The sequence below is a fragment of the Rhodococcus wratislaviensis genome, from assembly GCF_041228765.1.
Lineage (GTDB): Bacteria > Actinomycetota > Actinomycetes > Mycobacteriales > Mycobacteriaceae > Rhodococcus_F > Rhodococcus_F wratislaviensis.
Map to the genome: position 1 here is coordinate 5,791,271 of NZ_CP150488.1, position 20,966 is coordinate 5,812,236.

Consider the following 20,966-nt stretch of genomic DNA (forward strand, 5'->3'; position numbering starts at 1 on the left):
GCAGGGCGATCAGCCGAGGCCGTTCCACCAGCCGTCGTCGAGGTTCCCGGACGCCACCAGGACGGACGGTCCGCGCAACGTCGCGCGGCCGTCGGACACCGCAACAGTGACCTGACCACCGGGAATACGGACATTCACCTCACCGGAGTCGGCCCCGTCGAAGCGCAGCGCGGCGGTGGCCGCGGCCACCGTGCCGGTGCCGCACGACCGGGTCTCGCCCACCCCGCGCTCGTGCACCCGCATGTCCACGGCGCCGGATTCGATGCGGGTGAGGATCTCCACGTTGACACCGTGCGGGAAGAAGCCGGGATCGAACCCGGGTGCGGCCGTCAGGTCGAGGGCCGACAGGGACGCCGCCGTGAGGTGCGCATCGACACACGCCAGGTGCGGGTTGCCGACGTCGATGCCGATCCCGTTGAACACCTTGCCGTCGATGGTCGCGGCGCTGGTTCCCAGATCCCGCACCACCCCCATGTCGACGGTGACCTCGCCGAAGGCGCCGTCCGCCGAGTGCACGATCACCGGTTTGCCGCCGGCCCGGCTGCCGACGACGAACTCGTCGCGCGTCTCGAACCCCGCCGCCCGGAGGTAGTGGGCGAAGACGCGGACGCCGTTGCCGCACATCTCCGCGATCGAGCCGTCGGCGTTGCGGTAATCCATGAACCAGTCGTCCTCGGACGTGCCGTCGGGGAGTTCGGCGAGCACACCGGCGCCGGCCAGCGCACCGGCCTTCGCGACGCGCAGGATTCCGTCGGCGCCGAGCCCGCGCCTGCGATCGCACAGCGCCGCCACCCGCGGGGCCGACAGGTCGATGCGGACGTCGGGATCCGGGAGGACCACGAAGTCGTTCTCGGTGCCGTGTCCCTTGCTGAAATCCATGCGCACCACTCTAACCAACGGTCGAGCGGGTGCGGGTTCGTCGACGCTGCCGCGGTGCGGTTCATCGACGCTGCCGCGGTGCGGTTCATCGACGCTGCCGGGCGATTTCGTACAGGGCGACGGCGCCGGCGGAGGGGGCGCCGAGGGAACTCGCGGCGCCTCCGATCGGAATGTTGACCACCGTGTCGCAGGCGTCGCGCCACGCAGCGCTCATCCCGCGGGTCTCGTTGCCGATCACGAGCACCGTGCCGCCGCCGAAGTCGTGGGCGTCGATGGTCACGGAGCCGGTCTCGTCGGTGCCGACGATGTGCAGGTCGGTTCCGGACGCACGCCGGGCGTCGCGGAAGGCGAGGATCTCGTCGACGGACGAGACCGTGACGACGGGCATCGCGAAGAGGGATCCGGTGGAGGCGCGGACGCTCCGGGGGTCGAACGGGTCGGCGCCGTGGCCGACCACGACGACCGCGTCGGCGCCGAACGCGTTGGCGGAACGCACGAGGGTGCCCAGGTTTCCGGGTGAGGCGGGCCGATCGAACACGACGATCAGGGGGACGGACTGCAGTCGCAGGTCCTTCAGTCGCGGGGTTCGTGTCTTCGCGACGGCGATCAGTTCCGGCGCGGTGGTGGTCTTCTCACCCAGTTCGGCCATCAGTTCGGCACTGACCCCGATCTGTTCGACGGACCGGGTCTCGAGCAGTTCCCGCGCCCAGTCGGACAGCGGCGGGCCGTCGATGCGGTGCAGCAGCGATTCGATCGGCCAGTCGTGTTCCAGCGCCAGGTTGAGGGGACGGACACCCTGAATCAGAAAGCGTCCCGCTTTCGTTCGTTTGGCGCGGTTGGTGAGGTACGACTGCCACTGCTGGAAGCGGGCGTTGCGGGCGGTCACCAGCAGGGACGGGGCCGGACGGTTGCGTCCGGATGGTGCGCGGCTCATCGTTCTCCCAGTGTTCGGGTCTCGCCGAGGGTGCGGATCGTGGTGTCCGCGAGGTCGGGGTCACTTCCGTCGACCCAGTGGATGCGGGTGTCGCGGCGGAACCACGACCGTTGCCTGCGCACGTAGCGCCGGGTGCCGATGAATGTGCGTTCCTGCGCCTCGTCGAGGTCGTATTCGCCGTCGAGCCAGGCGAGGACCTGTGCGTAGCCGATGGCCCGGGGAGCGGTGACGCCTTCGCGCAGTCCAACGTCGATCAGTCCGCGCACCTCGTCGACGAGTCCCCGTTCGAACATCAGCCGGGTGCGGAGCCGGATCCGGTCGTCGAGTTCGGCGGTATCGCGGTCGACGCCGACGATGCGTGTGCCCCAGCGCGGTTCGCCGATGCGAGGGGCCGACGCCGCGAACGGCTTTCCGGTGATCTCCACGACTTCGAGGGCACGGACCAGGCGCCTGCCGTCGGTGGGGAGGATCGACGCCGCGGCGTCGGGGTCCACCCGGCCGAGTTCGGCGTGGACAGCGGCGACGCCCTTCTCGGCGAGGACCGCTTCCCAGCGCGCCCGCACCGACGCATCGGTGGCGGGGAAGCTCCACTCGTCGAGCAGCGACTGCACGTACATCATCGATCCGCCGACGATGACCGGCACGGCGCCGCGTGCGGTGATCGCCTCCACATCGCGGACCGCCGCCTGCTGATAGTTCGCGACGGTGGCCGTCTCCGTCACGTCGAGCACGTCGAGCTGGTGGTGCGGTATTCCACGGCGGTCCGCCGGGGCGAGTTTGGCGGTGCCGATGTCCATGCCCCGGTACAGCTGCATCGCGTCGATGTTGACGATCTCGCCGCCGAGACGCTCGGCCAGGTCCAGTGCGAGATCCGATTTTCCAGTCGCGGTCGGTCCGACAACGGCGATCGGCACGGGTGACGTCACGGTCGCCACTCCCCCACGTGGTAGCCGACTCCGTACGGTGCCGCGCTGTACAGCGTCCGGCAGGAAGCGGGCGGCGCGTCGAACACGCCTGCGAGCACCTGCCACGGGACGCGCCCGCCGATGCCGAGGGAATCGCACACCGTGGGTTCGAGGGCCAGCAGCGCGTCGCGGTCGCCGGTGTCGAGCGCCGCGTCGATCCCGGCCTGCACGCCTTCCGCACGCGGGTCGAACGCGCCCGGCGCCTTCGCCGTGAGGGTATTCGCGCCGTCCGCGACGATCACCAGCCCGCGCGGCTCGGGGTCCCGATCGAGAAGCCTACGCAGTTCCGCGCCGTACTCGGCGCACTGCTCCGGAGACAGGTCGGCGGGGAGGATCCGCGCGTCGACGACGGCATCCGGCGCGCACGTCCCTCGGATCCACCCGGCCGTCAGCGCCGCGAGCGGCAGGTCCGGGTCGGGATCGGCTGCCGGACCGGGCCGCAGCGTGACCCGCACGTCGACGCCGTAGCCGCGATAGGTGCCCTGGGCGTCGGGTCGTACGTCCACCGCGGCGGGTGCCGCTCCGACCGCGACCCACTCGGTGGCGAGCGCGGACAACGCCTTCGCCGCCGTCTGCACCGCGTCCCGCAACGGCGCCGTCTCCGTAGCGGCCGCCCCGGTCAGTTCGGGTACCAGTAGCGGTGGGGACGGCACGAGGATTGCGGCGGTGAACACACAGTCACGCTAGTCGACCGTCCGCGCGGACCCGGCATCCGATTCGGACGCTGCCGTCAATCGGTACCAACGCGGACCGTCCGACCTGATTCAATAGTCCACAGGGCCCGTACCGGGTTGAATGGAGCCAGCACCCGTCCCGGGTCGTATGGAGCCAGTATTGCGTTCAGGCAGCCGTGACGCGCGGCAGAGATGAGGAACCGATGACCGACAGCAGCGACGCGAAGCCCGCCGTGGAGCCTGCCGCTCAGCAGCACGACACACCGACGTCCAGCGTCCCGAAGCCCGGTGCCGCCGCGAAACCGGGTGCACCCAAGCCCCACCCCACCCCGACACACGCCCTCTCCGCCCCCGCCGTCGCCGCCCCCGCCCACAGTGACCCGAGCAAGTTCGGCCGCGTGGACGACGACGGCACCGCCTGGGTGAAGACCGCGGACGGCGAACGGCAGATCGGGTCGTGGCAGGCCGGAGACGCGGCGGAAGGTCTGGCGCACTTCGGTCGGCGCTTCGACGATCTGGCAACGGAAGTGGCACTCCTCGAGGCCCGGCTCAGTTCCGGTGCGGGCGACGCGAAGAAGACCAAGGCGGCTGCGCTCGCGCTCGCCGAATCCCTCCCGACCGCCGCGGTGATCGGTGACATCGATTCACTCGCGGCGCGGCTCGACGTCATCATCGCCGGATCCGACGAGGCAGCGGCCCACGCCAAGCACGAGAAGGAACTGTCGCGGCAGGCTCACACCGAACGCAAGGAAGCGCTGGCCGCGGAGGCGGAACAGATCGGTGCCGAATCCACGCAGTGGAAGGCCGCCGGCGACCGGTTGCGCGAGATTCTGGACGAGTGGAAGACGATCCGCGGTATCGACCGGAAGGTCGACGACGCCCTGTGGAAGCGCTACTCGAAGGCGCGGGAGGCGTTCAACCGGCGTCGCGGCGCCCATTTCGCCGAACTCGACCGCGAGCGCGCCGCCGCGAAGACCAAGAAGGAAGAGCTCGTCGAACGGGCCGAGGCTCTGTCCGACTCCACCGACTGGGGTCCCACGGCCGGGGCTTTCCGTGATCTGCTCGCCGAGTGGAAGGCCGCGGGCCGCGCACCGCGAGAAGCGGACGACAACCTGTGGAAGCGGTTCAAGGGCGCTCAGGACGTGTTCTTCGCCGCCCGCAACGCCGCGTCCTCCGAACGCGACGCCGAGTTCGAGGAGAACGCGGTCGCCAAGGAAGAGCTGCTGAAGAACGCCGGCCACATCGATCCGGCCAAGGACATCGACGCGGCGAGGGCCGCACTCCGCGACCTGCAGGAGAAGTGGGACGCCATCGGCAAGGTGCCCCGCGAGCGGATGCACGACCTCGAGGGCAAGCTGCGGGCAATCGAGAAGCGTGTCCGCGATGCCGCCGACGAGGAATGGCGCCGCACCGACCCGGAGGCCCTCGCCCGGGCCGCGCAGTTCCGGGAACGGGTCACTCAGTTCGAGGAGCAGGCCGCCAAGGCGACCGCCGCGGGCAAGACGAAGGACGCCGAGAGCGCCCTCGCGCAGGCCCAGCAGTGGCGCGAATGGGCCGAGGCGGCCGAGGGCGCCGTCAGCGGCCCGTAGGCACGATCAGCCGACGTTCCAGTCGCCGCGTCGCTCCGCTTCGGCGGCAGCGGCGCGGCGTTCTTCTTCTGCGGCCAACTGCAGGGCGGTCCGGCTCCAGACCACCTTCAACCAGTGGAACGTGAGCACGATGACGGTGAGCCAGCCGATGATCAGACCGATCCCCGGGCCGGCCGCCTCGACCCCGGGCGCCGGTGTCTGCCGCGACCAGATGGCGAGCATGCCGAACACGATGGACACGGCGGTCCCGGCGAGGGCGACCCAGGCGAGGGCCCAGCGGCGGGTGACGAGCGCCAGCATCGACACGACGACCCCGAACACCACCTCGAACCACACGAACAGCCGCGACGGCAGCGCGATCGTCTCCGCGCGGGCGTCGTCCCCGTACACCAGCACCTCCCAGCCGTTGGCGATGCCGGAGTGCGGCAACGTCAGTGAGCCGAGGAGCACGACCACCGCGACCGCGACGACGAGCGCACGCGCGCCGGGATCGATCTCGCCGGCCACCTTCTTCTCGGCGGCGTCGAAGTCCTTCAGGTAACTCTCGATCGGCTCGTTCCCGGCACTCGAACCGCTGTCGCCAGTGTGGTTTCCGTCGTGCCGCTTGTCGTCGAACGGGGAGGTCATGCGTTGCATCCCATCTGGGCGGGTAGTGGTGCGGGCGCACCGATCTGCGGAAGTCCGAGTCCCACACCGATCGGCGGGGTCTTCGGGGTCACGCCCTTCTCGAAGGAGTCGCCCGCACGGGTGCGGCGGTGGGTCAGGACCGGGGTGTCGGCAACGAGATGGTGGGGGGCGGCGGCACTGACGACGACGGTGACGACGTCGCCGGGCCGGACGTTCCCGTCGAGGTTGCCCTCGGGCCGGAAGTGGACGAGCCGGCCGTCGCGGGCGCGCCCGCTCATCCGGGCGGTCTCCGCGTTCTTGCGACCCTCCCCGGCGGCGACGAGAAGTTCCACCTCGGCGCCCACGAGCTTCTGGTTCTCCTCGAGGGTGATCTGTTCCTGCAACGCGATGAGACGTTCGTACCGTTCCTGGACGACCGCCTTGGGCAGCTGCTCGTCCATCTCCGCTGCCGGGGTGCCGGGCCGCTTGGAGTACTGGAAGGTGTAGGCGCTGGTGAAGCGCGCCTGCCGGACGACATCGAGCGTGTCCTGGAAATCTTCCTCGGTCTCACCCGGGAATCCCACGATGATGTCGGTGGTGATCGCTGCGTGCGGCATCGCGGTGCGGACCTTGTCGATGATCCCCAGGAATCGCGACTTCCGGTAGGAGCGGCGCATCGCCTTCAGCACGCGGTCCGAGCCGGACTGCAGCGGCATGTGCAGCTGGGGACACACGTTGGGGGTCTCGGCCATCGCCTCGATGACGTCGTCGGTGAATTCGGCCGGGTGCGGAGACGTGAAGCGCACCCGCTCGAGCCCGTCGATCTCTCCGCATGCGCGCAGCAGCGCGGCGAACGCGCCGCGGTCGCGGGGCTGGTCCGGATCCGCGAAGGACACGCCGTACGCGTTGACGTTCTGCCCGAGCAGGGTGACCTCGACGACGCCCTCGTTCACCAGGGCCTGCACCTCGGCCAGGATGTCGCCGGGGCGCCGGTCGACCTCCTTGCCGCGCAGCGCGGGCACGATGCAGAACGTGCAGGTGTTGTTGCATCCCACCGAGATGGACACCCAGCCCGCGTACGCTGACTCCCGCTTGGCGGGCAGCGTCGACGGGAACGCCTCCAGCGCGTCGAGGATCTCGACCTCGGCCCGCTGGTTGTGGCGGGCCCGGTCCAGCAACGCGGGGAGTGAACCGATGTTGTGGGTGCCGAACACGACGTCCACCCACGGCGCCTTCTTCACGACGACGTCGCGGTCCTTCTGCGCCAGGCACCCGCCGACCGCGATCTGCATGTCGGGGTTCTGTTCCTTCGCAGGCGCGAGGTGGCTCAGGTTGCCGTACAACTTGTTGTCGGCGTTCTCCCGCACCGCGCAGGTGTTGAAGACGACGAGGTCGGGTGCCTGCCCCGCGGCCGCCTTCGTGTAGCCGGCGTCCTCGAGGAGCCCCGACAGCCGCTCGGAGTCGTGCACGTTCATCTGGCAGCCGTACGTGCGCACCTCGTAGCTGCGGTGAGGGGTCTGGTCGATCGTGTCCACGTATGCCAGGGTACGGCCCGCGCCAAATCGCCTCGTCGCGGCCGGTGTGCGCCCGGACACACGCCCGAAGCCGGACAGTAAAGTTTCCGTGACATCCCGAGGATTCTCGGAGCAAATGGCAGGTGCTCCCGCTCCGAACACATAGGGTCATCGACTATGACGCAAGCCGACGACGCGACGCCGACACCCTCCACGGGCGCGGCCCCGTCCATGATCTCGATGAAATCGGTGAACAAACACTTCGGCGCCCTCCACGTCCTCCAGGAGATCGACCTCGAAGTCCCCCGCGGACAGGTCGTGATCGTCCTCGGACCGTCCGGCTCGGGTAAGTCGACGCTGTGCCGCACCATCAACCGCCTCGAGCCCATCGACTCCGGTGAGATCGCGGTGGACGGCAAGGTTCTCCCGGCCGAGGGCAAGGCCCTCGCGGCGCTGCGCGCCGACGTGGGCATGGTGTTCCAGTCGTTCAACCTGTTCGCCCACAAGACGATCCTCGAGAACGTGATGCTCGCACCGGTCAAGGTGCGGAAGAAGAGCAGCGCCGACGCGAAGGCGAAGGCCTACGAGCTTCTCGAGCGGGTCGGCATCGCCAATCAGGCGGACAAATACCCGGCGCAGTTGTCGGGCGGTCAGCAGCAGCGAGTCGCAATCGCACGCGCACTCGCCATGAACCCCAAGGTCATGCTGTTCGACGAGCCGACGTCCGCACTCGACCCGGAAATGGTCAACGAGGTCCTGGACGTCATGACCTCGCTCGCCAAGGAAGGCATGACCATGCTCGTGGTGACACACGAGATGGGCTTCGCCCGCAAGGTCGGCCACCGTGTCCTCTTCATGGCCGACGGCCAGATCGTCGAGGACGCCGAGCCCACCACGTTCTTCACCGCTCCCAAATCCGAGCGCGCGAAGGACTTTCTCGGCAAGATTCTCAGCCACTGACCCGAAGGAGCCGGTGCTCCTTCGGTCGACCGTGCTCCACACGCAACACCCGTCATTTTCAATTGGAGGAACTCGATGAGGATCAATCGCTCGATTCGCGTGGGAATCGGCGTCATGGCGCTCGCCGTCGTCGCATCTGCTTGTGGCGGAGGTGAAGAGAAGAGCGCCTCCCAGAGCGCGTCGGAGGGCAAGCTCACCGTCGGAATCAAGTACGACCAGCCCGGCCTCGGATTGCGCAACCCGGACGGTTCCTTCAGCGGCTTCGACGTCGAGGTCGCCGAGTACGTGGCCGGCAAGCTGGGTGTCGCGCCCGAGAACATCGTGTTCAAGGAGTCCCCGTCGGCTCAGCGCGAGACGTTGATTCAGAACGGTGAGGTCGACTACATCGTCGCGACCTACTCGATCACCGACGCCCGCAAGGAGAAGGTCGACTTCGCCGGGCCGTACTTCATCGCCGGACAGTCGCTCCTGGTGAAGTCCGACAACACCGACATCACCGGCCCCGATTCGCTCAACGGCGGCAAGAAGCTGTGCTCCGTCACCGGGTCCACTCCCGCGCAGAAGGTCAAGGACACGTACGCGCAGGACGTGCAGCTGCAGGAGTTCGACACGTACTCGGCCTGCGTCGAGGCGCTGCGCAACGGTGCGGTGGACGCCGTCACCACCGACGACATCATCCTCGCCGGTTACGCGGCGCAGTATCCCGGCGAGCTGAAGGTGGTCGGCGAGCCGTTCACCGAAGAGCGCTACGGCATCGGCCTGGCCAAGGGCGACGACGAGACCCGCGCCAGGATCAACGACGCCATCGACGCCATGATTGCGGACGGCTCGTGGGAGCGCGCGTTCAACGAGACCGTCGGTGCGTCGGGCTACCCGATCCCCGCCCCGCCGACCGTCGATCGGTACTGAGCAACTCACTTATCCGGGTCGGACGACTTCCATTCGTGGAGTCGTCCGGCCCGGTTCGATACCAACCACCGGTGACCTGGGGAGACGGTAAGTGGACCTACTGAGCAAATACAGCGATCAGCTGATCGACGCATTCTGGACGACGGTGCAACTCACCGCGTTCTCGGCTGTCGGTGCTCTTATACTCGGCACCATCCTCGCGGCGATGCGGGTGTCTCCGATCCCGGTCGCGCGTGGCGTCGGCACGGCGTACGTGACGATCTTCCGCAACACTCCCCTGACGCTCATCATCATCTTCTGCTCGTTCGGGCTCTTCCAGACGATGGGCGTCAAGCTTGCCCCCGAGCAGTCGCCGACGTTCTTCGAGGAGAACAACTTCCGGCTCGCCGTGCTCGGCCTCAGCGTCTACACCGCGGCGTTCGTCTGCGAGTCGCTGCGGTCCGGCATCAACACCGTGCACGTCGGACAGGCGGAGGCGGGCCGGTCACTCGGCCTCACGTTCTCCCAGAATCTGCGGTTGATCGTGCTGCCGCAGGCATTCCGCGCGGTCACCGCCCCACTCGGCAGTGTGTTGATCGCCCTGACCAAGAACACGACGATCGCCTCGGTGATCGGTGTGGCGGAGGCGTCGCTCCTGATGAAGGAAATGATCGAGAACGAGGCCGCCATCTTCGTCGTCGGTGGCATCTTCGCGCTCGGCTTCGTGATCCTGACCCTGCCGATGGGGCTTCTCTTCGGATACCTGAGCAAGCGATTCGAGGTTGCACGATGAGCAATTCCGCCACCGTCCTCTACGACGCACCGGGTCCGAAGGCGAAGAACATCTACCGCCTGATCTCGGTCGTGGTCGCAGTCGTCCTACTGGGAATCGGCTACCTCGTCTACGCCGCGCTCGACGACAAGGGTCAGCTGACGGCCGCGAAGTGGGATCCGTTCCTCGAATCGACGTCGTGGACGACGTATCTGATCCCCGGCATCCGCGGCACCCTCGTGGCGGCCGCCGTATCGATCCTGTTCGCGCTGATCCTCGGCGCGATCCTCGGCATCGGACGCCTGTCGAACCACCGGCCGGTGCGATGGGTGGCCGGCGGGATCGTCGAACTGTTCCGCGCCATCCCGGTGCTGATCCTGATGATCTTCTCGTACCAGCTGTTCGCCGAGTACGAGGTCTTCAAGTCGAAATACCTTGCGCTCGCCGCGGTCATCGTCGGCCTCACGCTGTACAACGGCTCGGTGATCGCCGAAATCGTCAGGGCAGGCATCAACTCGCTCCCCAAGGGACAGAGCGAGGCCGCCATGGCACTGGGTATGCGCAAGGGCCAGGTCATGCGGAGCATCCTTCTTCCGCAGGCCGTCACGGCGATGCTGCCCGCGATCATCTCGCAGATGGTGGTGGCCCTGAAGGACTCCGCGCTCGGTTACCTCATCGGCTACGTCGAAGTGGTGCGGTCCGGCCAGCAGCTCGGTGCGTTCTACGGCAACTACCTGCCCGCCCTGATCGTGGTGGCGATCATCATGATCATCCTCAACTACACGCTCACCGTGGTGGCGACCAAGGTGGAGAAGCGACTACGGGCCAGCCGGAAGGGCGGAGGCCCCGGAGGGGCCGTTCCCGAGCTTCCGGCGGTGTCGGTTCCGGGTATGGACATCACCGACAAGCGGTTGTGACATGACGCGGGTGTGACATGACACTGCGGTCGGACGGGAACTCTGTTCCGCCCGACCGCAGTGTTGTTGTCTGTCAGTGTTGTTGTCTCGTCAGTGTTGTTGTCGTGACGACGTGGTCAGGTCTCGTCGAACAGGCCGTCGGTTTCCGCACCGGCGCGATCGAGTTGTTCCTTGACCACCTCGAACGCCATGCCCTGGGGGAATCCGCGGCGCGCAAGCATCGACACCAGACGGCGGACCGCACGGTCCCGATCGTCCGCGGACACCGTCCGCAGTTTCTTCGCGACCAGTTCCGTCGCTCGTGCTCGTTCGTCTTCGCTGTCGATCTGAGCGAGCGCCTCGGCAGCGTCGTCCTGACCGATCCCCTTGCGGCGCAGTTCCAGTGCGAGCGCACGTTTCCCCTTACCGGAGTACGTGTGCCGCGAATGCACCCACTGCTGGGCGAAGTCGGCGTCGTTGACGAGTCCGACCTCGGTGAGACGATCCAGCACACGCTCAGCGATCTCGGCCGAGTAGCCCTTCTTCGCCAGACGCTCGGCCAACTCCGCTCGACTCCGGGCACGGTCCGTCAGAAGACGCAGGCACAAATCCTTGGCCTGCGTCTCCGTTCCACCTTCGCCCGTCGGACGCACGGCGGCGCCTTAGAATTCGACCGGGGCGGCGTCATCCGTAGCAGCAGTGACGTCGGCGCCGATTCCGAGCTTTTCCTTGATCTTCTTCTCGATCTCGTCCCGGATGTCGGTGTTCTCCAGCAGGAACTTGCGGGCGTTCTCCTTGCCCTGCCCCAGCTGGTCGCCTTCGTAGGTGTACCAGGAGCCCGACTTGCGGATGAACCCGTGTTCGACACCCATATCGATCAGCGAGCCTTCCTTGCTGATTCCCAGGCCGTAGAGAATGTCGAACTCGGCCTGCTTGAACGGCGGCGCGACCTTGTTCTTGACCACCTTGACACGGGTACGGTTACCCACCGCGTCGGTGCCGTCCTTCAGGGTCTCGATCCGCCGCACGTCGAGGCGCACCGACGAGTAGAACTTCAATGCCTTACCACCGGTGGTGGTTTCGGGGGAACCGAACATGACGCCGATCTTCTCGCGCAGCTGGTTGATGAAGATCGCGGTGGTGCCGGAATTGCTGAGCGCACCGGTCATCTTACGGAGCGCCTGGCTCATCAGACGGGCCTGCAGACCCACGTGACTGTCGCCCATCTCGCCCTCGATCTCGGCGCGCGGGACCAGAGCGGCCACGGAGTCGACCACGAGGATGTCGAGGGCACCGGAGCGGATCAGCATGTCTGCGATCTCCAGCGCCTGCTCACCGGTGTCGGGCTGCGACACCAGCAGCGCGTCGGTGTCGACGCCGAGCTTCTGGGCGTAGTCGGGGTCGAGCGCGTGCTCAGCGTCGATGAACGCGGCGATGCCGCCTGCCGCCTGGGCGTTGGCGACCGCGTGCAGAGCCACGGTGGTCTTACCCGAGGACTCCGGGCCGTAGATCTCGACGACACGGCCGCGGGGCAGCCCGCCGATGCCGAGGGCGACGTCCAGCGCGATGGACCCGGTAGGGATGACGGCGATGGGCTGACGGACACCTTCGCCCAGGCGCATCACCGAGCCCTTGCCGAAGTTCTTGTCGATCTGCGCCAGCGCGAGGTCGAGCGCCTTGTCTCGATCGTGTGCCTGTGGTGCCATCGTCGTCCCCATTCCTCGAGTCTCATCAGTGATCTGCGGTCAGGTTAGATCCAGGTACCGACAAGAACCGTGACCACCGAACATCTCCAGCATAGGGGAACGTGTGTTCGATATGTGCGGTCGGTCCGTTCGACACGCCGGATTTCTACCGGCGCTGCGGCGGGACGTCGAACTCCACGCAGAGTTCACGCCACACCTCGCGGGGTTCCCTGCCGTCCTCGATGGCTTCGGCGGCGGTCTTGCCCCCGAGACTGAGCAGCACGTGGTCGACGAGTAGTGCGTCGCCGCGCATCTGCCCGAACTCTTCGCGGACGAGTTGGTGAAATTCGGTCAGTCGCACGCATCCACGCTAGCCGAACCTCGAGCCGGGCTCTCACCGCAGCGCGTCGCGGCACACCTCCACCGGATCGGCGACGTCCGCGTTGCTCCGCGCGGCCCGCCGCGCGGCGTCCGCGTGGGCACCGTTCGAGAGCACCTGTTCGACCGCCGCGCGGAGCGCTTCCGCACTCGGGGGACGAACCACGACGGCGCTCCCCTGCCGCGCGGCCCGGTTCGCGAGCTCCCACTGATCGCCGCCGCCGGGAACCACCACCGCCGGAACCCCTGCGAGCAGGGCCTTGGCCAGCATTCCGTGTCCGCCGCCGCAGACTACCGCCGACGCCTCGCGCAGCATCGCGTCCTGCCTGCCCAGACCGGCTCGCGCCCACGGCGGAACCGTCGCCGGCGATCCGTCCAGTATCGACGCGATCACCCGGACGCCAGCCCCATCGAGACCCGCGAGCGTCGTCTCGAGCATGCCCTCGGCGCCGGTGAATGCGGTCGACGGAGCCACCATGACCAGAGGATCGGCGCCGTCCGGCGCCTCGAGCACCTCGTTCGTCGGTTCCCACAGCAACGGACCGACGACGTGCGCCTCGGCAGGCCAGTCCGGCCTCGGCACCTCGAGCGCGGGGAGCGTCGCGATCAGCCGGCGCACCGGTCCCGGGTCCTTCGCAGGCAGTCCGACGCCGACCCGGGCCGCGGAGCGCTGCCGCTCACCCTGCCGGATCGACCGCGCCGTCGCGGCGCGCATGAGCGTGTCGCGGAGCCTGCCCCTGATTCCCACGCCCGGAGCCAATCCGCTCCCAATGGGCGGCAACCCCGTGGACGCGGCGTACAGCGGGTGCGGGGACAGCTCGACCCATGGAATCCCCAGCCGCTCCGCGGCCATCCCCCCGCCTGCGGTGAGGATGTCCGAGACCACGAGGTCGGGTCCCATCGCGCGCAGGTCGGGGAGCAACTCGGTGGAGATGTGCGCGGCGCGGGCGTGAATGCGCGCGCCCGCATCGAGGTCGTCGTCCGTCGGGCGGGGCGCGAGACCTTTCAGCAGCTCGGCAGGCACGCCGGCCGACCGTGCGGGCTCGACCCACCGTGTGCCTGTGAACAGGACGGGATCGTCTCCGGCCTCGATGAAGGCGAGGCACAACGCAAGGGCGGGAAAGGCATGTCCGGGATCAGGCCCGGCGACCACGGCGACTCGCACGAACCACAGAGTGTCACACGGTCGGCGTCACCGTTTCTCGAACACTGCTTCGGCGGCACCGAGAGACCGGGCACGGTCGGCGGGGACGAGCCCGATCCGGGTGCGCCGGTCGAGCAGGTCGTCGACGTCGAGTGCCCCCTCGTGGGTCACCGCGAACTGGAGCTCGGCGCGGCTCACGTCCACACCCTCGGCGATCGGCGCGAGCAGTTCGGCGTCTGCGGCGGCGATCAGCGCCGCCTCCGTTCCGTAGCGGGCGAGCAGCGCGGGCGGGGCCGAGACCTTCTGCAGCGCTTCGGGTGTCGCGGCGCCGACGAGCGGCAGGGCCCGAGTCCGGCACCGGCCGGCGTCCAGTCCTGCCACGTCGACCGCGGCGTCGACGGCGTCCTCCGCCATCTTTCGGTAGGTGGTCAGTTTGCCGCCGACCACACTGACGAGACCCGTGTCCGAGCGCAGGATGGCGTGGTTGCGGGAGAGGTCCGCGGTGGATCCGTCCCCGGTGTCGAGCAGAGGGCGCAGGCCCGCGAAGGTACCGAGGACGTCCGAGCGCTGCAACGGAACCTCGAGCGCGGTGTTGACCGTGTCGAGAAGGAAGTCGATCTCCTGCTCCGATGCCACCGGAACATCCGGAACGGGTCCCGGCGCCGCCTCGTCGGTCAAGCCGAGGTACACGCGGCCGAGCTGTGCGGGCAGCGCGAAGACGAAGCGATTGGTCTCACCGGGGATCGGCACCGTGAGCGCCGCGGTCGGGTTGCCGAGCCGCTCGGCCGGGAGCACCAGATGCGTGCCGCGACTGGGCCGCAACGTGATTCCGGGATCGATCTCCCCCGACCACACTCCCGCCGCGTTGACCACGGCGCGCGCCCTGATCGGCAGTTCCGAGCCGGTCAGCTCGTCGCGCAGGGTCGCGGACGTCCCGGTCACGTCGTACGCGCCTGTCCGCGTGAGCACCTTCGCACCGTGGAGCGCGGCAGTGCGTGCGAGGGACACCACGAGTCTGGCGTCGTCGACGAGCTGGCCGTCGAACGCCATCAGGCCTCCGCGCAGGCCTTCCCGCCGCACAGCGGGGGCGAGTTCGACCACCCGGTCGGCCCGGACCGTCCGTGACCGCGGGAGGACCGACGACGGTGTGCGGGCACTGGCACGCAGCAGGTCGCCGGCCAGGAATCCCGTACGGACGAGGGACTTGCCGAACAGGGTCGTCGAATCGAGGACGGGCACCAGCTGTGGGAGCGCCCGGACGAGATGGGGAGCGGTACGGGTCATGAGGATTCCGCGTTCGACCGCGCTCTCGCGGGCGATGCCGACGTTGCCCGATGCCAGGTACCGCAGCCCGCCGTGGGCGAGTTTCGAACTCCACCGGCTGGTCCCGAACGCGAGATCCCGCTTCTCCACGAGCACGACGTCGAGGCCGCGTGACGCCGCGTCGAGCGCGACACCGACGCCGGTCACCCCGCCGCCGATCACCAGGACGTCGACGAGTGCACCGTCCGACAGCTGGTCGAGTTCGCGCGCCCTTCGCGCGGCATTCAGAGCCGACGAACGGCTCACGGGCGGCGTGTTCGGATGGTTCACCGGTCTCCTCGATCTGTCGGGTGGTTGTCGGCGGCGTCCGGGGCCAGATAGGCGCCGACAGCGTGCCGGAGTTGCTCCGTGAGGGCGTCGCCGGGAAGTTCCTCGGCCACCATCGCGGCCGACTGAACCGCGGACTGCGCGATGAGCAGTACCATCGTGGCGATCTGACGGCTGTCCCCCGCGCGGATCGAGCCCTGGTCCTGTCCCGTCGACACCGCGAACGCGACCTGGTCGATGATCGCCCGCTGGCTCGTACCCAGCCGCTCGAGGACGTAGGTGGTGAACAGTTCCTGATCCGAACGCAGGATCTTCACGAACAGCGGATGGTCGCGCACCTCGGTGGACACGTGGACCACGGCGTCGACCAGCTGACGGTGGACCGATTCCTCCGTCGAGAATTGGGGCATCACGGCAGCGATCTCGCGGGTCATCAGATCGGCGACCACGGCCCTGGTGTCCGACCAGCGCCGGTAGACGGTCGGCCTGCTGACGCCGGCGCGCCGGGCGACCTCCGCCAGCGTGGTGCGACGCAGTCCGAAATCGAGGATGCACGAGCGTGCGGCGTCGAGAATGGAGTCCTCGACGCTCGCTGAGGCGTCGTCTCGCGACGGAGAATTACGAATAGACATTGTGTGTAACATCGTAACGCACGAATCCCCCGCCGGCACCGGACCGGCACCCGAATCACCTTCGCCCAGGCCGTTCACGTCCGTCCGACCGCCCCTGACGCAGGGGATTCGAGTGGCGTAAGCATGGCCGGGGCGTGAGCGGGCAGGACAGGCGTGCACGTCGGGTGAGGGCCGGCCAGGACCACCCAATTTCGGATAATTACGGCATTCCGTCCGCGCCGGAGTCACTCTCCGGGGAGATCGGTACGCCTGCACGATCCCGACGATTCGGGCCTCAGCCGAAGTAGTAGAGCTCGAATCCCACCGCGCGTTCGGCGTCGAATCCCGGTTGCGGCCCGGTCACCATCTCGACCTGAGCCCTCGCCTGCTGCCCCACCGGGACGTCGCTGAGCGCTTCGAGATAGCGGACGTGCTCGGCCAGCGAGAGCACCGCCCGATCCACCGTGTGGGTGACATCCACCGCGTGGGTCGGGGTCATCGTGTTGACGGCGACCCAGCGGACACCGCGCCACGGCGGCAACCCCGACTCCCCCAGCTCGGGAAAGATCCATTCGTTCGCGGCATCCGCGGTCGCGTCGAGAACGGAACGGCCGAGCGCGCGGTGGTCGGCACTGTTCAGCTGGCCCGGCCCCCAGGTGTCCGCGAAGTTCGCCGTCACCACGAGATCCGGGCGATGACGACGGATCGCCGTCGCGAGATCGCGGCGGAGAGCGAGACTCTCCACGAGAGTGCCGTCGGGGTACCCGAGGAACTCCACGTCGGTCACTCCGACCACGGCTGCGGAACGCCGCTCCTCCACCTCCCGCAGCGGGCCAGACTCCGTGGGATGCAGGCCCGCGATCCCCGCCTCCCCGCTGGTGGCGAGCACGTAGCGGATGTCCTTGCCCTGCTCGGTCCAGCGCGCTACGGCCGCCGCTGCGCCGTATTCGATGTCGTCGGGGTGCGCGACGACGACGAGCCCACGATGCCAGTCCTCGGGTACCGGTTCCATGGGTAGAGCATGCCTGTCAGCTCCGCGTGATGTCCGATTTCTCGCCGGATCCGGACATCGCCTTGATCAACAGGTACACGCCGAACACCACGGCGCTGACCACGAGAATCCAGAACAGACCCTTGACGAGGGCACCGACGACCGCCAACGCGATCCAGATCGCCGCGACCGCAAGAACAATCTTCCAGAACATGATTTCCTCCACTCACGTCTCCCCGATCGATTTCTGCGCCCGACATCTGGTCGACCCCACTTATCGGGTACGCACACCAGCGTGGCACGGCGGAGCGGGTAAATCACCAGGTCAGCGTAAAGATCAGGGAAAGATCAGGGTTCTCCCCCACAGACTTCCCGGAAGTCGCCGGACGGGTCGATCGACGACATCAGCGATAGCGGCGAACGATCTCGTCGATCTCGCCGAGAGCCGCCGCGAGGCCGGCGAGCTTTTCCGTCGCCGACACCAGCTCTGCACGTTCGTACGCCAGTTCGCCGACGGCACTCGTCGTTCCGGGAACGGCGACCTCGGCGGCAGCGGCCACCAGTTCTTCGAACTGGTCGACGCCGTCGTCGAGTTGCGCGGCAGCGGAGGCGATCGCACGGTGGAGCGGCGCTGCCGCGGCCCGGCTCCCCTGGGCGGCGTCCTCCATGGACGTGATGTCGAGTGAGACCGCCTGCAGGGCGGCGGCCGCGGAACGGGCCGTGGAATGGGTGTCCTCGACGTCCTCGCCGCTGATGGTCCCGGACCGGGACAGCACGCCGAGAATGCCGTGCAGTGCCCGTTCGCTGTGCACGAGTCGCTCCATCGGCTCCCGGGCGGCCGAGGACGGCGGAGGAAGCACCCGACGGGCAGGCAGGCCCGGTGGCAACGTCACGGCGGCGAGCTTGCGGTAGCGGCTGGCGGCCAGCACCGCAGGGACCGCGAACACGACGGCGCCGCCACCGGCCATCAGCATCGACCACTCCGGTGCGGCCATCAGGGCGAGACCCGCGGCACCGGTGGCCGAGGATCCGGACACGATGCCGTAGCGCTTCGCGCGGCGCCGGGCCCGCCGCTTCTTCCGCAGCAGCCGTTCCCGGGGGTCACGCCACCTCTGCGCCGCGTCCGCGACGGACTCACCGGCGTCGCGCAAAGCGCCCTGGATCCCGGCGAGCCCGGACATGACAGTGGCCGACCGGACTGCGCGTCCAGGTCGGCCACCTCGGGTGGAACTCATGCGAATACTGTTCGGCTACTGCGCCGCGCCGGTCTGGCCCGCTGCCGGCGGCTGCTTGTCGAGGTTCGGGCTGGCAGGAGTCGCCGGCGCGTTGGCGGCGCCGCCGGACGGCAGGGCGTCGCCCTTCATCGAGGCCCGGATCTGCTCGAGCCTGCTGTGTCCGGCCATCTGGATGCTCGCCTGCTGCACCTCCATCATGCGGCCCGACACCGAGTTCTGCGCCAGCTCCGCGGAACCGAGAGCGTCGGCGTAGCGGCGCTCGATCTTGTCGCGCACGGCGTCGAGACTGGGCGTGTTGCCGGGAGCGGACAGGGTGCTGTCCATCGAGCGCAGCGACTCGCTGACCCGTTCCTGCATCTTGGCCTGCTCGAGCTGGCTGAGCAGCTTGGTGCGCTCCGCGACCTTGGCCTGCAGAGCCATCGCGTTCTGCTCCACGGCCTTCTTCGCCTGTGCGGCCGCCTGCAGCGACTGGTCGTGCAGTGCCTTGAGGTCCTCGACCCCCTGCTCGGCGGTGACGAGCTGGGCGGCGAACGCCTCGGCGGCGTTGGTGTACTGGATGGCCTTCTCGGTGTCGCCCGCGGCCTGGGCCTGGTCGGCCAGGTTGACGGCCTGACGGGCGTTGGCGTTGAGCTTCTCCACCTCGTCGAGCTGGCGGCTGAGCTTCATCTCGAGCTGGCGCTGGTTGCCGATGACAGACGCGGCCTGCTGCGACAGGGCCTGGTGCTGGCGCTGCGCATCCTCGATCGCCTGCTGAATCTGAACCTTGGGGTCAGCCTTCTCATCGATCTTGGAATTGAAGAGCGCCATCAGGTACTTCCATCCCTTGACGAAAGGATTAGCCATGGGTTTGATCCTGCCTCCATCTGTTGCGCCGCGCGATGCGCGACCCGATACGCGACCGTCACGCACCGGAACAAGGGCTGCGCCCCGACTGCCTGTCTGACCCGCCGACAACGAGATCGGCGGTTAACTGAAATCTATCGGTTCGGCACGGGTGTTGCTACGCGGCAGCCAGCGCCTGCGCGGGTGCAGGGATGACCACGCGGGTGTCGCGGGCGATGGTCGTCGAACCCGGTCGTGCGCTCGCGGCAGGAGCCTCGGCGGGCGCGGATTCGACCGCGTGCCGCTCGGTGTCCGCACGCTTGGCCGAAGAACCGTCGGACAGCGATTCGCTGACGTCGACGAGCACATCGGAGAGTGGGACCTCCAGTGCGTCGCAGATCGCCGCCAGGAGCTCACTCGAAGCTTCCTTACGCCCTCGTTCGACCTCGGACAAGTACCCGAGGCTCACACGAGCACTGTTGGAGACCTCACGCAGGGTCCGGCTCTGCGAAACGCGCGTACGCCGAAGACTGTCACCGATTGCCTCACGCAATAGCAGCGCCATCTCGCTCCTCCTTCATCCGTCACCTGTCTCGCCTATCTCAACGCGCGAACAGGACCGATTGGTTCCCGACCTTAGCCTGCGGATGTTTCCTGCACACGATCGAGGAGTCCCGACACGGCGGCGGAAACCGCAGATTTCCGGATCTGCCACCGGTCACCGGTCAATCCGAGCTCGCGGACGGCCGTGCCGGACGCCCCGGAAATGCTCAGGAACACGGTGCCGACCGGGTGTCCGTCCTGCATGTCCGGGCCCGCGACACCGGTCAATCCGACGCCCCAGTCGGCGCCGCAGCGGGCGCGGGCACCGTCCGCCAGTGCGCGTGCCGTGGACGCGGCCACGGGCCCGTCCGCCGCCAGCCGGGTGGGATCGACCCCGGCGAGGGTGGCTTTCAGGTCGGTGGCGTAGACGACGAGCCCGCCGCGGAGCACGTTGCTGGCGCCGGGCACTCCGGCGATGGTCGCGGTGAGCAGTCCCGCGGTGAGCGATTCCGCGGTGGCCACCGTCTCGCCGCGGGCGGTGAGGACGGCGACGAGGTCACCGGCCCGCGTGCCGTCCACCAGCGGGTCAGTCACGCTCCGGTGCTCGCGTTCGCCTCGACCTTGTGCACGCCGGCTCGCAGGCGGACGGCCTGCACGACGTAGTCCAGCCCGGTCACCACCGTCAGCAGCACGGCGGCACCCATGAGAATCCAGCCGGCGACCTCGAATCCGTCGGGCAGCGGCAGCAGGTAGTAGCCGATCGCGACCGTCTGCACGAGAGTTTTGAGCTTGCCTCCCCGGCCTGCCGGGATGACTGCATGTCGCAGGACCGCGAACCGCAGCAGGGTGATGCCCAGTTCCCGGACCGCGATCACCGCCGTCACCCACCAGGGCAGGTCTCCGAGAGTCGACAGCCCCACGAGGGCTGCTCCGATCAGCGCCTTGTCCGCGATCGGATCGGCGAGCTTGCCGAAGTCGGTGACGAGGCCGTACTTGCGGGCGAGTTGCCCGTCGATCCGGTCGGTGATGGCCGCGACCGCGAACACACCGGTGGCGATCAGGCGCCACGTCGTCGAGTGCCCGTCGCCGACAAACAGCACGACCAGGAAGACCGGGACCAGCAGGATCCGGAGAATCGTCAGGATGTTCGCGATGTTCAGAAGTGGTACGGCAGTCTCACTCGCGGGCTCCACCGAGGGGTCCGGGGCCGCCGGTTTGTCGGCGGCCGTCCAATCCTCGCGCTGCGCGCTCATCGCAGCACCGCAGCGTCGAACTGCACCCCGGGACGCA

At 68.4% G+C, this 20,966-nt stretch carries 24 protein-coding genes; 5 read left to right on the forward strand and 19 right to left on the reverse strand.

The features are described 5' to 3' along the window. Positions 1-9 precede the first annotated feature (9 nt). From dapF to WKC72_RS26755, 4 genes are all read right to left on the reverse strand, one after another. Positions 10-879 carry a diaminopimelate epimerase gene (dapF, locus tag WKC72_RS26740; protein WP_370180350.1) on the reverse strand — a complete coding sequence of 290 codons (870 nt, stop codon included), beginning with the start codon at positions 877-879 and terminating at the stop codon, positions 10-12. Between the two features lie 85 nt (positions 880-964). Further along, positions 965-1,813, reverse strand: coding sequence for an RNA methyltransferase (locus WKC72_RS26745; RefSeq protein ID WP_037232488.1), 849 nt, complete (start codon positions 1,811-1,813; stop codon positions 965-967). Further along, positions 1,810-2,739, reverse strand: a complete 930-nt coding sequence (gene miaA, locus WKC72_RS26750; RefSeq protein ID WP_370180353.1) for a tRNA (adenosine(37)-N6)-dimethylallyltransferase MiaA — start codon at positions 2,737-2,739, stop codon at positions 1,810-1,812. Before miaA ends, WKC72_RS26745 begins: the two co-directional genes overlap by 4 nt. After that, positions 2,736-3,452, reverse strand: a complete 717-nt coding sequence (locus tag WKC72_RS26755; RefSeq protein WP_037232501.1) for a class III extradiol dioxygenase subunit B-like domain-containing protein — start codon at positions 3,450-3,452, stop codon at positions 2,736-2,738. Before WKC72_RS26755 ends, miaA begins: the two co-directional genes overlap by 4 nt. A 203-nt stretch (positions 3,453-3,655) precedes the next feature. On the opposite strand from WKC72_RS26755, the gene WKC72_RS26760 reads away from it, so the two are divergent. Beyond that, entirely contained in the window at positions 3,656-5,041 is a 1,386-nt protein-coding gene (locus tag WKC72_RS26760; RefSeq protein WP_037232503.1) for a DUF349 domain-containing protein, read from the forward strand. Between the two features lie 6 nt (positions 5,042-5,047). Here WKC72_RS26760 and WKC72_RS26765 read toward each other — a convergent pair whose 3' ends face one another. Together WKC72_RS26765 and miaB are read right to left on the reverse strand one after the other, a co-directional pair. Further along, complete coding sequence (locus WKC72_RS26765) at positions 5,048-5,668, reverse strand: hypothetical protein (protein WP_037232506.1); 621 nt, start codon at positions 5,666-5,668, stop codon at positions 5,048-5,050. Beyond that, positions 5,665-7,182: a tRNA (N6-isopentenyl adenosine(37)-C2)-methylthiotransferase MiaB gene (gene miaB / locus WKC72_RS26770; RefSeq protein ID WP_037232509.1), complete on the reverse strand. Its 1,518-nt coding sequence runs from the start codon at positions 7,180-7,182 to the stop codon at positions 5,665-5,667. The genes WKC72_RS26765 and miaB overlap by 4 nt, the downstream gene beginning before the upstream one ends. A 210-nt stretch (positions 7,183-7,392) precedes the next feature. Here miaB and WKC72_RS26775 point away from each other — a divergent pair, with 210 nt between their 5' ends. The 4 genes from WKC72_RS26775 (at position 7,393) to WKC72_RS26790 (ending at position 10,698) form a co-directional block, all read left to right on the forward strand. Continuing rightward, positions 7,393-8,121 (forward strand): amino acid ABC transporter ATP-binding protein, encoded by a 729-nt coding sequence (locus WKC72_RS26775; RefSeq protein WP_025432387.1) that lies wholly within the window; start codon positions 7,393-7,395, stop codon positions 8,119-8,121. 75 nt (positions 8,122-8,196) lie between these two features. Next, entirely contained in the window at positions 8,197-9,030 is an 834-nt protein-coding gene (locus WKC72_RS26780) for a glutamate ABC transporter substrate-binding protein (RefSeq protein WP_370180357.1), read from the forward strand. A 91-nt stretch (positions 9,031-9,121) separates the two neighbouring features. After that, a complete protein-coding gene (locus WKC72_RS26785) occupies positions 9,122-9,802 on the forward strand; it encodes an amino acid ABC transporter permease (protein ID WP_005261143.1) in 681 nt (226 codons plus the stop codon). Further along, entirely contained in the window at positions 9,799-10,698 is a 900-nt protein-coding gene (locus WKC72_RS26790) for an amino acid ABC transporter permease (RefSeq protein WP_128638888.1), read from the forward strand. Before WKC72_RS26785 ends, WKC72_RS26790 begins: the two co-directional genes overlap by 4 nt. A 116-nt stretch (positions 10,699-10,814) precedes the next feature. Here WKC72_RS26790 and recX read toward each other — a convergent pair whose 3' ends face one another. The 13 genes from recX to pgsA form a co-directional block, all read right to left on the reverse strand. Beyond that, on the reverse strand, positions 10,815-11,330 hold the full coding sequence (gene recX / locus WKC72_RS26795; protein ID WP_128638889.1) for a recombination regulator RecX: 516 nt from the start codon (positions 11,328-11,330) through the stop codon (positions 10,815-10,817). A 9-nt stretch (positions 11,331-11,339) separates the two neighbouring features. Continuing rightward, a complete protein-coding gene (gene recA / locus WKC72_RS26800) occupies positions 11,340-12,383 on the reverse strand; it encodes a recombinase RecA (RefSeq protein WP_005240749.1) in 1,044 nt (347 codons plus the stop codon). Positions 12,384-12,528: 145 nt separating this feature from the next. Further along, positions 12,529-12,723, reverse strand: coding sequence for a DUF3046 domain-containing protein (locus WKC72_RS26805; RefSeq protein ID WP_005240748.1), 195 nt, complete (start codon positions 12,721-12,723; stop codon positions 12,529-12,531). Between the two features lie 33 nt (positions 12,724-12,756). Beyond that, complete coding sequence (locus WKC72_RS26810; RefSeq protein ID WP_112299200.1) at positions 12,757-13,905, reverse strand: glycosyltransferase; 1,149 nt, start codon at positions 13,903-13,905, stop codon at positions 12,757-12,759. Positions 13,906-13,932: 27 nt separating this feature from the next. Next, complete coding sequence (locus WKC72_RS26815) at positions 13,933-15,477, reverse strand: glycerol-3-phosphate dehydrogenase/oxidase (protein WP_370180362.1); 1,545 nt, start codon at positions 15,475-15,477, stop codon at positions 13,933-13,935. After that, positions 15,474-16,106, reverse strand: a complete 633-nt coding sequence (locus WKC72_RS26820) for a TetR/AcrR family transcriptional regulator (RefSeq protein ID WP_370180364.1) — start codon at positions 16,104-16,106, stop codon at positions 15,474-15,476. The genes WKC72_RS26815 and WKC72_RS26820 overlap by 4 nt, the downstream gene beginning before the upstream one ends. 274 nt (positions 16,107-16,380) lie before the next feature. Beyond that, positions 16,381-17,097, reverse strand: a complete 717-nt coding sequence (locus tag WKC72_RS26825) for a PIG-L deacetylase family protein (RefSeq protein WP_037232524.1) — start codon at positions 17,095-17,097, stop codon at positions 16,381-16,383. A 16-nt stretch (positions 17,098-17,113) separates the two neighbouring features. Further along, positions 17,114-17,290 (reverse strand): hypothetical protein, encoded by a 177-nt coding sequence (locus tag WKC72_RS26830; RefSeq protein WP_007296377.1) that lies wholly within the window; start codon positions 17,288-17,290, stop codon positions 17,114-17,116. A gap of 190 nt (positions 17,291-17,480) precedes the next feature. Next, positions 17,481-18,257 (reverse strand): hypothetical protein, encoded by a 777-nt coding sequence (locus WKC72_RS26835; protein ID WP_370184536.1) that lies wholly within the window; start codon positions 18,255-18,257, stop codon positions 17,481-17,483. A 69-nt stretch (positions 18,258-18,326) separates the two neighbouring features. Next, positions 18,327-19,154, reverse strand: a complete 828-nt coding sequence (locus tag WKC72_RS26840; protein ID WP_009480014.1) for a PspA/IM30 family protein — start codon at positions 19,152-19,154, stop codon at positions 18,327-18,329. Positions 19,155-19,311: 157 nt separating this feature from the next. Further along, positions 19,312-19,698, reverse strand: coding sequence for a helix-turn-helix domain-containing protein (locus tag WKC72_RS26845; protein WP_005240740.1), 387 nt, complete (start codon positions 19,696-19,698; stop codon positions 19,312-19,314). A gap of 71 nt (positions 19,699-19,769) precedes the next feature. After that, positions 19,770-20,270, reverse strand: a complete 501-nt coding sequence (locus WKC72_RS26850; RefSeq protein WP_025432385.1) for a CinA family protein — start codon at positions 20,268-20,270, stop codon at positions 19,770-19,772. Then, positions 20,267-20,929 (reverse strand): CDP-diacylglycerol--glycerol-3-phosphate 3-phosphatidyltransferase, encoded by a 663-nt coding sequence (gene pgsA / locus WKC72_RS26855; RefSeq protein ID WP_370180370.1) that lies wholly within the window; start codon positions 20,927-20,929, stop codon positions 20,267-20,269. Before pgsA ends, WKC72_RS26850 begins: the two co-directional genes overlap by 4 nt. Positions 20,930-20,966 lie beyond the last annotated feature (37 nt).